Source organism: Enterobacter cloacae complex sp. 394I7 (assembly GCF_057320345.1).
The window spans coordinates 1,004,409-1,018,952 of sequence record NZ_JBXWCR010000001.1; the positions used below are offsets into that span (position 1 = coordinate 1,004,409).

The window sequence follows — 14,544 nt, forward strand, 5'->3', positions numbered from 1 at the left end:
GCCCGTGATTACAACCGGGCTAATGATGGGGTGAATGTTACTTATTTGGAGGTATTAAATATTAATCCTCATCAAGTCAAAGGGAATTGGCCGCGAGAAAGTGATTAAAATCACTGAGGTTCGCCCTGACCATTATCCTGCACCCCTGATGCGGCACCGCTACCGGTGCGGGTATAGAGAATTTTAAAAGTATCGTTCGCACAATGACCGACTACCTGTGCATCCGGCTGGTCAGCCTGATCGTTTGGCACAATATTTAACGTAAAGCCGGACTCGGGCACGCCGTTATTGATGATTTTCTGCTGAATATCGCTTTTTACGCGCTCGCAGGAATCCGGGGCAGCCAGAGCCGCTGTAGAAGCGCTCATTAACAGCAGGGCGGTAATCCAGGGTAACCGTTTCATCTGTAGCTCCTTTTCTCTGTGTGTCGGTTAAGCTTAGCAGGGTTCGTGTAAGCTTTTGTTATTGGGAATACCTTTCTGAACAATCTTATACAGGCTTCCTGCGCTCATTTTCCCCAATTTCAATTTCCATCAACATGTCCTGCGGGCGGTTATACCCGCCCGGCATCACGATGCTAAGCGCGGTGCGTTTTGCTCTGCACCTGGCGTTCGCCGGAGTGATGCCGTAAGTCATCACACATCGCCTGTAACTCATTGAACAATCTTGCCACATGGAAACCATCGCACACGGAATGATGGACCTGCACGGCGAGGGGCAACAATACTTTTCCACCCTGGTTGACGTATTTTCCCATAGTGAACATGGGGGCAAAAAAGCTCTGCATATTGGCTACGTTGATATTAAAACTGGTAAAACTTGACCAGGGGATCGCCGACACAAAAAATACATTTTCCCGCGACTCTTCCTTCGGCCAATAAGAAAGGCTATTACCATAGCGAGCAACATCTTCCGAATAAACGTTCTGGAAATGATCAATATTGCCATCGAAGTGACTCCATAATGAAGAAAAGGTCTCCGTTTCATTATGGAAAATGGTATAGCTTGGATGAATTTCATTCCATATGACAAGTTCATTGTTCTTCATGGCCATACGGAATTCCGAATGGTTGTTGACGATTTTAGAAAGGAGGGAAATCATCGTCGGATAAAATTTCCAGCCCAGTTCTTTTATATCCTTGAGCAATGCGGTGATGTCTATTTGAACAGTTTGATTAAATGTAGATTGAGCAAATGACTGAAATACCTCGAAATGTTCTTTTCTGGCCCAACGTGATAAGTCAACAGGCGTATATTCTGGGATTGTTTTTTTCATTTTTTAACCTTTGATGAGCAATCAAAAATCAGCGTTTTGCCTACGTTTTTTCATGAATAAAGAAAGCATAGAGATTCCAGGCGGTTTTGGACGCGAACGCATTTGTGAGGGTAGCGCATCCTTATAGAGGAAGAAAGGGGATGGTAAACATTTAATATATCAAAGAAAAAAGTTAGATGGCGCAATCTGCCGGCGTTTTCATGTTGTTAATATGTCACAGAATATCCGTCATGTGCTCAAAGCAGGTGTGTTTCCTGTTCAACAGCGGGCACAGCGCCTTCTCATTCTTGCGAGGTTTTGCAGAGGGCAAGAGAGATTAATGCATTGATTGTACGTCTCTTTTCGCCTGACATTTTGCTATCGTGTGAACAACGGTATTTGCTAATATGATCGGGAATACTCTCCCTGATTCGGTAAATGATGTGAAGAACTACGCAGCGATAACGCTACTGGCAGCAACACTGGTGGGGTGCGACAATCCTTCCGCGCCGCTGTCGTTTACGCCCGAGATGGCGAGCTTCTCCAATGAATTTGATTTTGACCCTCTGCGCGGCCCGGTAAAAGACTTCACCCAGACACTGTTCAATGACAAAGGTGAAGTCTCCAAACGGGTAACCGGTACGATGTCGACGGAAGGGTGTTTCGATACCCTCGAACTGCACGACCTCGAGGCCAATACCGGCGTGGCGCTGGTACTGGATGCTAATTACTACCTTGATGCGGAAACCCAGCAGCGAAAAGTGAAACTGCAGGGGAAATGCCAGCTGGCCGAATTGCCGTCGGCGGGCGTAACGTGGGATACCGACGATAACGGGTTTGTGGTGGCGGCGCACGGCAAAGAGATGGAAGTGAAGTACCGCTATGATGCGGATGGCTATCCGCTGGGGAAAACCACCGTCTCCGGGGACCAGCATTTATCCGTCCAGTCGACGCCGTCTAAAGATCTTCGCAAAAGAATGGATTACTCCGCCGTGAGCATGCTGAATGACAAGCCGCTGGGCAACGTCAATCAGAGCTGTGATTACGATCGACACAATAATCCGGTGAGTTGCGATCTGACGATCACCGACAACAGCGTGAAGCCCGCCGTTGAGCGCAAGTACACCATTAAGAACAGTATTGAATACTACTGAGAAAAAGCCGCGCAGGTTACTGCGCGGTGGGTTTCAGCAGGCTGGCGCCTGACGGTTTGTGTCCGGCCAGGTGCTGATGCTGGAAGATGCACATGCGAATGGTGTTGCGGTATTCACCGTTGATAAAGAACTCGTGAACCAGCTCGCCTTCCACCATAAAGCCCAGCTTGCGGTAGATATGGATAGCTTTCTCGTTCTCTTTATCCACGATGAGATAAAGCTTGTAGAGATTCAGGACGTTGAATCCGTAATCCATCGCCAGCTTCGCCGCCCTCGTGGCAAGACCTTTCCCCTGATGCTCAGGTGAAATGATAATCTGGAATTCTGCCCGACGATGAACGTGGTTGATCTCAACCAGTTCCACCAGACCGGCTTTTTCACCTTCACACTCCACGACAAAACGGCGTTCGCTCTGATCGTGAATGTGCTTATCGTAGAGATCCGACAGCTCCACAAACGCCTCGTAAGGCTCTTCGAACCAGTAGCGCATCACGCTGGCGTTATTGTCGAGCTGGTGGACGAAGCGCAGGTCTTCACGCTCCAGCGGGCGGAGCTTAACGTCACAATGCACTGACATTATGGCGTGACCGTGCGGCCAGTTCGACGATCCAGGCAGCGCAGGGTATTTGGCTCCCAGTAGGCGTTAACGTTGGCACTTTGCTGACACTTATCGCGCGCGTCGAAAGCGACATCTTCTTTGTCCCACTCTTTTTCAACACGTTTGTTCACCTTCTGGCGAAGGCTACGGGTGTCATTCCATTGTTCTTTGTCCATCGCGGCGTTCTGACGGCTTTGCGCGCTGTCGCCAGACTCAATAATGAGTTTGCTGGTTTCGGCGGTGGCAGAGGCGGCAAAGGCGAACGATGACAGCGCCAGCAGGGCTGTCAGACAAAGGCGTTTGCTTAATGTAGTCATAGCGTTTCCTTTTAAATGGGCGCAGATAATTAAGTTATCCCGTTCAGATTCTACACCAAAGAGAAATAACGGCATACCCGCGACACGGGTATGGAAAAGTAAACGATATCATCAGGTATGATGTCTAAATAAATCATCACATGACCGTAAATATGCTCAAAACCACTCTGCTTTTTTTTGCCACTGCGCTGTGTGAAATCATCGGCTGCTTCCTTCCGTGGCTCTGGCTGAAGAAGGGGGCAACCGTATTCCTGCTGATCCCGGCGGGCATTGCGCTGGCCCTGTTTGTCTGGCTGTTGACGCTGCACCCGGCGGCCAGCGGGCGCGTCTACGCCGCTTATGGTGGCGTTTATGTCTGTACCGCGCTGCTGTGGTTACGCATGGTGGATGGTGTGAAGCTCAGCGCCTATGACTGGGCCGGGGCGCTGGTTGCGCTGTGCGGCATGTTGATTATTGTTGCCGGATGGGGGCGCGCCTGAGCGCCCGATTTTTTGTGACCGTTCGCTGATTTTATGATCATTATACTTGTATGGTAGTAGTGCAGAAGAGTAAGTTTCCAGCATCACAATGAGCGATGTAAGGAAATGGATTATGAAGATTGTCGGGGCTGAAGTCTTTGTTACCTGCCCGGGGCGTAACTTTGTCACCCTTAAAATTACCACCGACGAGGGCATCGTCGGCCTGGGTGATGCCACCCTCAACGGACGTGAACTTTCAGTGGCCTCTTATCTGAAAGATCACCTTTGCCCGCAGTTGATCGGCCGTGATGCGCACCGCATTGAGGATATCTGGCAGTTCTTCTATAAAGGCGCCTACTGGCGTCGTGGTCCGGTCACCATGTCGGCCATTTCCGCCGTGGATATGGCACTGTGGGATATCAAAGCCAAAGCGGCCAATATGCCGCTCTACCAGCTGTTGGGCGGCGCATCCCGGGAAGGGGTGATGGTCTATTGTCATACCACCGGACACTCCATTGATGACGTGCTGGAAGATTACGCCCGGCATAAAGAGATGGGCTTTAAGGCGATCCGCGTTCAGTGCGGCGTGCCGGGTATGAAAACCACCTATGGCATGTCGAAAGGAAAAGGGCTGGCCTACGAGCCCGCCACTAAAGGTGACTGGCCGGAAGAGCAGCTCTGGTCCACCGAAAAATACCTCGATTTCACACCGAAGCTGTTCGATGCGGTGCGCAATAAGTTTGGCTTTAATGAGCATCTTTTGCACGACATGCACCACCGTTTGACCCCGATTGAGGCGGCGCGATTCGGTAAGAGCATTGAAGCATTCCGTATGTTCTGGATGGAAGATCCTACACCAGCGGAAAACCAGGCCTGCTTCCGTCTAATCCGTCAGCACACGGTCACGCCGATTGCGGTTGGAGAAGTGTTTAACAGCATCTGGGACTGCAAGCAGCTTATTGAAGAGCAGCTTATCGACTATATCCGCACCACCATTACCCACGCGGGCGGCATCACCGGCATGCGGCGCATAGCGGACTTCGCCTCGCTTTATCAGGTGCGTACCGGCTCACATGGACCGTCGGATCTGTCGCCTGTTTGCCACGCCGCCGCGCTGCATTTTGACCTGTGGGTGCCAAACTTTGGTGTACAGGAATATATGGGTTACTCCGAACAAATGCTGGAGGTCTTCCCGCACAGCTGGCGCTTTGATAATGGCTATATGCATCCGGGCGACAAACCCGGGCTGGGTATTGAATTTGACGAAAAACTGGCGGCGAAATACCCGTACGATCCTGCCTATCTGCCGGTTGCCCGTCTCGAAGATGGCACGTTGTGGAACTGGTAAACGAGGAGCGAACGATGAAAAGCGTAGTGATTCAACAACCCAATGCACTGGTGATTGAAGATCGTCCACTTCCGGAACCCACGGCAGGTGAAGTGCGCGTCAACGTCAAACTGGCCGGTATTTGCGGTTCAGACAGCCATATTTACCGCGGGCATAATCCGTTTGCCCGATACCCGCGCGTGATTGGCCATGAATTTTTTGGTGAGATTGATGCCGTTGGTGAGGGTGTTGACCCGGCCCGCGTGGGCGAACGCGTCTCGGTTGACCCGGTGATCAGCTGCGGACACTGCTATCCGTGCTCCGTGGGCAAACCCAATGTCTGTACCTCTCTGGTGGTGCTGGGCGTTCATCGCGACGGAGGCTTTAGTGAATATGCCGTCGTACCGGCAAAAAATGCCTGGGTTGTTCCGGATGCTATTCCAGATAAACACGCGGTAATGATCGAGCCGTTCACGATTGCCGCTAATGTGACGGGGCATGCACAACCCACCGGGCAGGATATCGCCCTGATCTACGGCGCAGGTCCCATGGGGCTTGTCACCGTCCAGGCGCTGAAAGGTGTCTATAAGGTGAAGCAGGTTATCGTTGTGGATCGGATCAATGAACGGCTGGCAATGGCGCAACGCAGCGGCGCGGACTGGGTGTTCAACAACGCAGAGCTGTCGTTACAGGCGGCGCTGGAAGAAAAAGGGATCAAACCGACGCTTATTATTGACGCAGCCTGTCATCCGACAATTTTACAGGAAGCCATCACCATTGCCTCTCCGGCGGCACGCATCGTGCTGATGGGGTTTTCCAGCGACCCAAGCCAGATTGTTCAGCAGGGGATCACCGGAAAAGAGCTGGCGATATTCTCATCACGGCTGAATGCCAACAAATTCCCCGTCGTCATCGACTGGCTGGAAAAGGGGCTGATCGACCCGGACAAACTGATTACCCACACTTTTGACTATCACCACGTAACAGACGCCATCGAACGGTTTGAAAAAGATCAGCGGCAGTGCTGCAAAGTCTTACTCACGTTCGGGCAATAATAATTCACGCGGTTAAGAGCCTGCGCAGACAGGCTCTGAGTGGTACGCATCTTACCTTGCAGAGATAGCCATTATGACGCAAACACAACCACAAAGAACGACTTCAGATCTGGTGAAAGCCGCCGTTTCCGGCTGGCTGGGTACCGCACTGGAGTTTATGGATTTCCAGCTCTATTCGCTGGGGGCCGCCCTGGTATTCCATGAGATCTTCTTCCCGGAACAATCGGCCGCAATGGCGCTGATTCTGGCGATGGGGACGTACGGCGCAGGCTATATCGCGCGCATTGTCGGCGCCTTTATCTTCGGGCGAATGGGCGACAGCATTGGCCGTAAAAAGGTGCTGTTTATCACCATTACTATGATGGGGATCTGCACGACCCTGATCGGGGTCTTGCCGACCTACGCGCAGATTGGGATTTTCGCGCCCGTCCTGTTAGTGACGCTGCGTATTATCCAGGGGCTGGGGGCAGGGGCTGAAATCTCCGGTGCCGGGACCATGCTGGCGGAGTACGCCCCTAAAGGGAAGCGCGGCATTATCTCTTCGCTGGTGGCGATGGGCACCAACTGCGGGACGCTAAGTGCAACGGCTATCTGGGCAATTATGTTCTTCGCCCTCGACCGCGAACAGTTGGTTGCCTGGGGCTGGCGTGTACCGTTTCTTGCAAGCGTGGTGGTAATGATCTTCGCAATCTGGCTGCGAATGAACCTCAAGGAGAGCCCGGTATTTGAAAAAGTGAACGAGGCTGAGACAACCGCACCGGTGACAAAACATGATTTATCATTTGCAGCGATGGTGAAGAGTAAGTCCTTCTGGCTGGCAACCGGGCTGCGTTTTGGTCAGGCGGGGAATTCGGGTCTGATCCAGACGTTTCTTGCCGGGTATCTGGTTCAGACGCTGCTGTTCGATAAAGCGATCCCCACCGATGCGCTGATGATAAGCTCAATTCTCGGGTTTATATCTATCCCGCTGTTGGGCTGGCTCTCCGATAAAGTAGGGCGTCGTCTGCCGTACATTCTGCTCAATATCTCCGCCATTATTCTGGCGTACCCGATGCTGTCGATTATCGTTGATAAGAGCTATGCGCCGGGTGTGATCATGCTTTCCATCATCGTTATCCATAATTTCGCCGTACTGGGACTGTTCGCCCTGGAAAACATCACGATGGCGGAGATGTTTGGCTCGCGTAACCGCTTTACCCGGATGGCTATCTCAAAAGAGGCGGGCGGGCTGGTGGCGGTAGGCTTTGGGCCAGTGCTCGCCGGGATCTTCTGCAATATGACCGGTTCCTGGTGGCCAATTGTCGCCATGATGATCGCCTACTCCGTGATTGGGCTGCTCGCCGCCATCTGCATGCCAGAGGTCTGCGATCGTGATTTGAGCGTGGCGGAAGATGCGGCGGAGGAGCCGGCACGTGATTCCGTTGGCTATGGGGCGGTTTCATCGCGACGGTAATGGTTTATACCTTTAGTGACCTGTCACACAACTTTATGTTCATGTCACACCACATGCGTAAAAGTTAATATAAATCAAAATCTCAAACTGCAGGATCAGTATGGTTAATGGCAGTTCTTTTTTACCCCGACTGCCATTCTAGTTGGTGTAGTCAGCAGGCGCTGCTGCTCGTTTAGAGCGGCAGCGAATCCCAGCGTACATAACTTAACGAGTCTTAATCATGGAAAACCGGTTATTACAGGCGAAAGCGACGCTTCCTCAGTACGATCGCGAACGCCTCAAGGCACGCATTGTTCATTTAGGGTTTGGCGCATTTCACCGTGCGCACCAGGCGGTGTACGCCGACATTCTCGCCGCGGAACACAACAGCGACTGGGGTTACTGTGAGGTAAACCTGATTGGCGGTGAACAGCAGATTGCCGATCTGAACGCACAGGATCATCTCTACACCGTGGCGGAAATGTCTGCCGATGCGTGGACATCGCGGGTGGTGGGCGTGGTCAGGAACGCACTGCATGCACAGGTTGACGGGCTGGAACGCGTGCTGGCCGCACTGTGTGAGCCGCAGGTGGCGATTGTCTCACTCACCATTACTGAAAAGGGATATTGCCACTGGCCGGCGACCGGGAAACTGATGCTCGATCACCCGTTAATTGCCGCCGACCTGCAAAACCCGCATCAGCCGAAATCTGCGCCGGGTGTGGTCGTGGAAGCACTCGCGCGACGCAAAGCTGCCGGGCTGCCCGCGTTTAGCGTCATGTCCTGTGACAATATGCCGGAGAACGGTCACGTCATGCGTAATGTGACCTGCGCTTATGCCCGCGCGGTCGATGGCGAGCTGGCAGACTGGATTGAATCCAGCGTCACTTTCCCGTCCACCATGGTGGATCGTATTGTTCCCGCGGTTACACCGGAGACGCTGGATAAAATTGAACAGCTGACTGGCGTTCGTGACCCGGCAGGCGTGGCGTGCGAACCGTTCCGTCAGTGGGTGATTGAGGACAACTTTGTTGCAGGCCGTCCGCAGTGGGAAAAGGCCGGGGCGGAGCTGGTTTCAGACGTCATTCCGTTTGAAGAGATGAAGCTGCGCATGCTTAACGGCAGTCACTCTTTCCTCGCGTATCTTGGCTATCTGGCGGGGTACCCGCATATCAACGACTGCATGGAAGACGAACACTACCGTACTGCCGCCCATGCGCTGATGCTGAACGAGCAGGCGCCAACCTTAAAAGTGAAAGGCGTTGATTTAGGCCACTATGCTGACCTGTTGATTGCCCGCTACAGCAACCCGGCGTTACGTCACCGTACCTGGCAAATCGCGATGGACGGCAGCCAGAAGCTCCCGCAGCGTATGCTCGATTCCGTGCGCTGGCATCTGGTGCATCAAAAAAGCTTCCCGCTGCTGGCATTAGGCATTGCAGGCTGGATGCGGTATGTCGGTGGTGTCGATGAGCAGGGCAACGCTATCGACGTGAGCGACCCGCAGCTGGCGGTCATTCAGGCGGCGGTGAAGGGAAGTGCTGAGGGCGAAGACCGGGTGAAGGCGCTGCTGGGCATTGAGGCCATTTTTGGCAAAGAACTCCCGCATGAAACCGTCTTTGTGGATGCGGTAATGCGTGCTTACCAGACGTTAGTGCAAAAAGGTGCAAAAGCCACGGTCGCAGAGTACGCGGCGAACGGCTAAGTCATCACATGCCGCCGCGTGCGGCGGCATGATGTCGCATGAATCAGTGCATACCCAGGCGAATCAGTTCAATCGGTTCGAACTTACCTTCGCAACCTTCCACTTCTACCGTTTTGCTGCGACGCACCTGCGCGGCATCCAGCCCTTCGCTGTGGATCGCTTTAATCACGCCGGTGTGTCCTGTGCCATTGATCATTACACGGCTGCCGGTGGTAATTGCGTTACGGTTACGGTCGTATGTCATCATGGTATTTTCTCCTCTCTCACTTATCCGTTACGGCGCTATTTCAGGTTTCACCGTTCACGGGGCACTATAAATACGCCTGTCTGCATCTCATTTTTTTGTTTTTGATCAAACTCACACTTTTTTCTCAATATTGTTGGGTGCTGACGGTTCACGACAGCAATTTACAAAGCCCACATTTATTTTCCTTTATTGATAGTTTCTGCAGGCAAGCGTTTAGGGTTTGTTTATATTCCGGCTGTCATTCTTGAAGCAGGGAATACCCCTTTCACAGGAATAAGGAGTCAGGCTTATGTATAAGAAGATTTTAATGCCTGTTGATGTATTTGAAATGGAATTGAGCGACAAAGCGGTTCGCCACGCGGCCAACCTTGCAAAGGCGGAAGGCGCGTCGATTACGCTGGTGAACATTCTCCCCAACAGCAGCCGCTCGTTGCTGCGCGGATTCAACGCCGATATCAAAAAGTTTGAAGCGTTTATGACCGCTGAATCCGGGAAGAAAATGAACGAGCTAAAAAGGCTGTTTGAACTCCCCGGGGAGAATATCCACAGCCTGGTCTGCTTTGGCAACGTGCGTGACGAAATTATCAAACTGAGCAAAGAAGGGGAATATGACGTGATCGTCATCGGGTCGAAAAACCCGAGCATCAGCACCCATCTGCTCGGTTCAAATGCGGAATCTATCCTGCGCTATGCGAGTATTCCGGTGCTGGTGGTTCGCTAATCTCTTCGCCGCAACCGAAACGGGGGCGGCGTATTTTACTCTTCGCTAAACCAGTCGCTGTTTTCCTGACGAATTAACTGTACGGATTCGCTGATTTCCTGCAGGTGCAGCGTCATCGCTTTTTCTACACCGTCCTGATCGCGTTTTTCCAGCGCACTGAAAATATCATGATGCTGTCGGAGCAACATTTCCGGTGGTGAGACGTGGTCGAGGCTCATATAGCGCACGCGGTCGATGGTGGCTTTGATGTTTTCAATCGTGTCCCAGGCCAGCTGACAGTCTGCAATTTGCGCCAGCTTCTGGTGAAACTCGTCATCAAGCTGGAAGAAGTCGTTGAGCTGTTTGCGGTCAATCGCAATACGCTGCTGATGCAGGTTTTGCTCCAGCAGGTAGCACTGGTTGTCATCAATCAAGGATGCGGCACGGCGCGCCACCGCGCACTCAATGGCCTGACGGACAAAACACCCGTTACGCACCTGGGAGAGCGAGATTTTGTTCACATAGCTGCCACGCTGCGGGCGGATCTGAATCAGACCGTTTTCTGCAAGCTTGATAAACGCCTCACGCACGGGCTGGCGGGACACGTCAAACCGCACGGACACCTCTTTTTCAGAGAGCGGCGTTCCGGGTGGGATCAGGCAATGGACAATATCACGTCGCAAAATGCGATAGATTTGCTGGTTTACGGGCTGGGTAGGATTGAGTTGCGATTCAGCGGCCATGAGTTGTCATTTCTCAGAGAGTTAGCCTGAACATACTACCATTCTTTTATGGCCTGAAACAGACCCGGCCCGCAGGCCGGGAAGGGCAATGTTAGCCACGATGGACGCTAAGTCCGCCAAAACTCTGGCTGACTGGCATCATTTCTACGGTGTTAATGTTGACGTGTTTTGGCAGTGTTGCCACCCACCAGACCGCTTCGGTGACATCTTCCGGCGTCAGGGCGTTCGCATTCTCGTAGGTTTTGTCTGCTTTCGCGTCATCACCTTTAAACCGAACGTTGGAAAATTCGGTTCCGCCTACCAGGCCCGGCTCAATATCGGTCACGCGAATGGCGGTGCCGTGCAGGTCGGTACGCAGGTTAAGGCTGAACTGACGCACGAAGGCTTTGGTCGCGCCATAAACATTACCGCCCGCATAAGGCCAGCTTCCGGCGGTCGAACCGATGTTAATAATGTGGCCGCGATTGCGCTCAACCATGCCTGGCAGCACGGCGCGGGTCATGTACACCAGCCCTTTGTTGTTCGTGTCGATCATGTTTTCCCAGTCTTCGACGCTGGCTTTGTGGGCAGGCTCCATACCGAGCGCCAGACCGGCATTGTTGACCAGCAGGTCAATGGCACGCCATTCGGCCGGCAGGTTAGCAATCATCTCTTCGATGGCGGCACGGTTACGGACATCAAGCTGCGCGGTCAGGATGCTGTCACCCAGCTCATCTTTCAGCTCCTGCAGACGCTCCTGACGACGACCCGTCGCAATCACCTTATGCCCGTTGGCGACGAAGCGACGCGTGATGCTTTCACCAAAACCTGCCGTTGCCCCGGTAACTAAAATAATCATCTCACTGTTCCTCAACGCTTTTTGTGTTGTACTAACATAGCACGGCCGCGAAGGATGCGTTAAGGCAACATTTGTATGACGGCATTGCAGGCAGTGGCGGCCTGGCCTACTCTGGGAAGATAACCGTACTCAGGAGTGAAAGATGTCGGCCACTAATCCCTTTTTTGAAAGCAGCCTGTTGCCTTATCAGGCACCCCGATTCGACGAAATCAACGACGGCCACTACCGCCCGGCATTCGATGAAGCGATACGCCAGAAGCGAGCCGAAATTGACGCGATTGTCGCGCAAACGGCCGCCCCCGATTTCAACAATACCGTGCTGGCGCTCGAAAAAAGTGGTGCCATGCTCTCGCGTGTCAGCAGCGTTTTCGTCGCCATGACCTCTGCGCACACCAATGATGACTTACAGGCGCTTGAGGAGCAGATCTCTACCGAGCTTGCTGCCCTGGCGAACGATATCTGGCTTAACGACACGCTGTTCTCTCGCGTGGAGAGCGTCTGGCAGGATTGTGCTGCGCTGGACGCCGAATCCCGTCGGCTGGCAGAAGAGACGTACCAGCACTTTGTGCTGGCCGGTGCGCGGCTGAATGATGCAGAAAAAGCGGAGCTGAAAGCGCTGAATACCGAGGCGGCTACCCTCACCAGCCAGTTTAATCAGCGTCTGCTGGCCGCCACCAAAGCCGGTGGGCTGGTCGTGGATTATGCTCATCAGCTTGATGGACTCAATCCTGACGAGATTGCGACGGCTGCCCATGCCGCCGCGGAGAAAGGGCTGAACGATCGCTGGTTGATTCCGCTGCTGAATACCACTCAACAACCCGCACTTTCCGCGCTGCGTGACCGTCAGACGCGCGAAAATTTGTTTAACGCGGGCTGGACGCGTACCCAGAAAGGGGATGAAAACGATACCCGGGCACTGATCCTGCGTCTCACCGCGTTGCGTGCGCGTCAGGCAAAATTGTTGGGATTTGAGAACTACGCAAGCTGGAGTATCGCCGATCAAATGGCGAAAACCCCTGCCGCCGCGTTGGCTTTTATGCGCGGAATTGTGCCCGCCGCACGCACCCGAGCAACGCTTGAGCAAGCCGATATCCAAAAAGTGATTGATGACGAGCAGGGCGGGTTCACCGTGCAGGCGTGGGACTGGGCCTTTTATGCCGAGCGTGTGCGCCAGGCGAAATATGCCCTCGACGAGTCGCAAATTAAGCCGTACTTTGCGCTCAACACCGTGTTGCAGGACGGCGTATTCTGGGCTGCAAGCCAGCTGTTTGGCCTCCGCTTTGTCGAGCGTTTCGATATTCCGGTTTACCATCCTGATGTCCGCGTGTGGGAGATTTTCGACCACACCGGCGAAGGGATGGCGCTGTTCTACGGTGATTTCTTTGCCCGCGAATCGAAAGCCGGTGGGGCGTGGATGGGGAATTTCGTCGAGCAATCGTATGAGTTTGCCTCGCGCCCGGTTATCTACAATGTCTGCAACTATCAAAAACCGGCTAACGGTCAGACGGCGCTGATCTCCTGGGACGATGTGGTCACCCTGTTCCACGAGTTTGGTCATACGCTGCACGGTCTGTTTGCCAGCCAGCGCTACGCCTCCCTCTCCGGCACCAATACGCCGCGTGATTTTGTCGAGTTCCCATCGCAAATCAACGAGCACTGGGCGAGCCATCCGCAGGTGTTTGCCCACTATGCCCGCCACTATCAGACCGGAGAGCCGATGCCGGAGGCGCTGCGCGATAAAATGCTTAACGCGACGCAGTTTAATAAAGGTTATGACATGACCGAGCTGCTTAGCGCTGCGCTGCTGGATATGAACTGGCACGGCATCAGCGAACCCGTGGACGATGTTGACACCTTTGAAGCGGCAGCACTGCACAAAGAGGGGCTGGATCTGCCCGCCGTTCCACCGCGCTATCGCAGCAGCTACTTCGCCCATATCTTCGGCGGCGGCTACGCGGCGGGATACTATGCCTACCTGTGGACGCAAATGCTGGCAGACGATGGCTACCAGTGGTTTGTTGAGCAGGGCGGGTTGACGCGTGAAAACGGACAGAAATTCCGTGAAGCGATTTTGTCGCGCGGGAACAGCACTGATTTAGCTGAACTTTACCGGAACTGGCGTGGCCACGATCCGAAGATTGAACCGATGCTGGAGAATCGTGGATTGAGTGCTTAAGGTTTTTTTTAGTGTGGGAACTGAACCGGGCGCGATGCTCGGTTTTTTTTGACCGATTTTGTCTTCCCCAAATCATTAACGCCACATAAAGTGCCTGGATAAAATCTGGAAGGATGGCCATCGTTACCAGAAAGCCGGAATAATGTTGGGTGACTTCTTCAGCCAGGGGGTGGCCCAGCTCAACCTTTTCGATGAGAACACACCGTATGCTGGCAGCGAAAAGTTGATTGAGGTGCTCGAACACCTGAATGCTAAAGAGGGAAAGGCACGCTTTATTTTGCAGGACAGGGCATACAGCAGTATTGGCAGATGAAACGTGAAATGCTGTCGCCGAGATATACGACTAGATATTCAAATTTGCTAAGGGTCCGGTGATTTTCCCAATTTCTAGGGCCGTTATGTGCCAAAAGCGGACATTGCTAGAAATAATGTTGCGTAGCGGAAAAACGCAATTAAACATATTTGGGTTGGAAATTAACTGGTTCAAGTCCCTAGAGTATGCGCGGTACAAAATCGAGGCCTAGCGCATACACTATACC

At 53.1% G+C, this 14,544-nt stretch carries 15 protein-coding genes and 1 pseudogene; 9 read left to right on the top strand and 7 right to left on the bottom strand.

All coding sequences use genetic code 11. The features are described 5' to 3' along the window. Positions 1–110 precede the first annotated feature (110 nt). Both AC2FAP_RS04910 and catA read right to left on the bottom strand, forming a co-directional pair. A complete protein-coding gene (locus tag AC2FAP_RS04910; protein ID WP_044867985.1) occupies positions 111–404 on the bottom strand; it encodes a DUF1161 domain-containing protein in 294 nt (97 codons plus the stop codon). A 173-nt stretch (positions 405–577) separates the two neighbouring features. Further along, a complete protein-coding gene (gene catA / locus AC2FAP_RS04915; protein WP_449541609.1) occupies positions 578–1,276 on the bottom strand; it encodes a type A chloramphenicol O-acetyltransferase in 699 nt (232 codons plus the stop codon). A 386-nt stretch (positions 1,277–1,662) separates the two neighbouring features. On the opposite strand from catA, the gene AC2FAP_RS04920 reads away from it, so the two are divergent. Then, positions 1,663–2,409 (top strand): YnfC family lipoprotein, encoded by a 747-nt coding sequence (locus tag AC2FAP_RS04920; RefSeq protein WP_032670404.1) that lies wholly within the window; start codon positions 1,663–1,665, stop codon positions 2,407–2,409. A 16-nt stretch (positions 2,410–2,425) separates the two neighbouring features. On the opposite strand, the gene speG is transcribed toward AC2FAP_RS04920, so the two are convergent. Both speG and AC2FAP_RS04930 read right to left on the bottom strand, forming a co-directional pair. Continuing rightward, the gene (gene speG, locus AC2FAP_RS04925) at positions 2,426–2,986 is read right to left on the bottom strand and encodes a spermidine N1-acetyltransferase (RefSeq protein WP_014169885.1); all 561 of its coding nucleotides are present in this window, start codon (positions 2,984–2,986) and stop codon (positions 2,426–2,428) included. Beyond that, on the bottom strand, positions 2,986–3,324 hold the full coding sequence (locus AC2FAP_RS04930; protein ID WP_449541610.1) for a DUF1283 family protein: 339 nt from the start codon (positions 3,322–3,324) through the stop codon (positions 2,986–2,988). Before AC2FAP_RS04930 ends, speG begins: the two co-directional genes overlap by 1 nt. A 152-nt stretch (positions 3,325–3,476) precedes the next feature. On the opposite strand from AC2FAP_RS04930, the gene AC2FAP_RS04935 reads away from it, so the two are divergent. From AC2FAP_RS04935 to AC2FAP_RS04955, 5 genes are all read left to right on the top strand, one after another. After that, a complete protein-coding gene (locus AC2FAP_RS04935) occupies positions 3,477–3,803 on the top strand; it encodes a YnfA family protein (protein ID WP_183516402.1) in 327 nt (108 codons plus the stop codon). Positions 3,804–3,915: 112 nt separating this feature from the next. Beyond that, positions 3,916–5,130 (top strand): starvation-sensing protein RspA, encoded by a 1,215-nt coding sequence (rspA, locus tag AC2FAP_RS04940; protein WP_041162574.1) that lies wholly within the window; start codon positions 3,916–3,918, stop codon positions 5,128–5,130. A gap of 14 nt (positions 5,131–5,144) precedes the next feature. After that, entirely contained in the window at positions 5,145–6,164 is a 1,020-nt protein-coding gene (locus AC2FAP_RS04945; RefSeq protein ID WP_410377421.1) for a Zn-dependent oxidoreductase, read from the top strand. A gap of 73 nt (positions 6,165–6,237) precedes the next feature. Continuing rightward, a complete protein-coding gene (locus AC2FAP_RS04950; protein ID WP_079231092.1) occupies positions 6,238–7,617 on the top strand; it encodes an MFS transporter in 1,380 nt (459 codons plus the stop codon). Between the two features lie 220 nt (positions 7,618–7,837). Next, complete coding sequence (locus AC2FAP_RS04955; RefSeq protein WP_485452844.1) at positions 7,838–9,301, top strand: mannitol dehydrogenase family protein; 1,464 nt, start codon at positions 7,838–7,840, stop codon at positions 9,299–9,301. Positions 9,302–9,344: 43 nt separating this feature from the next. Here the strand turns inward: AC2FAP_RS04955 and ydfZ are convergent, their stop codons facing one another. After that, a complete protein-coding gene (ydfZ, locus tag AC2FAP_RS04960) occupies positions 9,345–9,548 on the bottom strand; it encodes a putative selenium delivery protein YdfZ (RefSeq protein ID WP_013096785.1) in 204 nt (67 codons plus the stop codon). Positions 9,549–9,837: 289 nt separating this feature from the next. On the opposite strand from ydfZ, the gene AC2FAP_RS04965 reads away from it, so the two are divergent. Beyond that, on the top strand, positions 9,838–10,269 hold the full coding sequence (locus tag AC2FAP_RS04965; RefSeq protein ID WP_252068103.1) for a universal stress protein: 432 nt from the start codon (positions 9,838–9,840) through the stop codon (positions 10,267–10,269). A gap of 35 nt (positions 10,270–10,304) precedes the next feature. On the opposite strand, the gene AC2FAP_RS04970 is transcribed toward AC2FAP_RS04965, so the two are convergent. Further along, positions 10,305–10,991, bottom strand: coding sequence for a GntR family transcriptional regulator (locus AC2FAP_RS04970; RefSeq protein ID WP_014169893.1), 687 nt, complete (start codon positions 10,989–10,991; stop codon positions 10,305–10,307). Between the two features lie 91 nt (positions 10,992–11,082). Continuing rightward, a complete protein-coding gene (gene ydfG / locus AC2FAP_RS04975) occupies positions 11,083–11,829 on the bottom strand; it encodes a bifunctional NADP-dependent 3-hydroxy acid dehydrogenase/3-hydroxypropionate dehydrogenase YdfG (RefSeq protein WP_020884259.1) in 747 nt (248 codons plus the stop codon). 142 nt (positions 11,830–11,971) lie between these two features. Here ydfG and dcp point away from each other — a divergent pair, with 142 nt between their 5' ends. Together dcp and AC2FAP_RS04985 are read left to right on the top strand one after the other, a co-directional pair. Continuing rightward, positions 11,972–14,005: a peptidyl-dipeptidase Dcp gene (gene dcp / locus AC2FAP_RS04980; protein WP_485452845.1), complete on the top strand. Its 2,034-nt coding sequence runs from the start codon at positions 11,972–11,974 to the stop codon at positions 14,003–14,005. Between the two features lie 85 nt (positions 14,006–14,090). Continuing rightward, positions 14,091–14,380: pseudogene (locus tag AC2FAP_RS04985) on the top strand (DUF4113 domain-containing protein); the annotation flags it as partial. Positions 14,381–14,544: the final 164 nt, after the last annotated feature.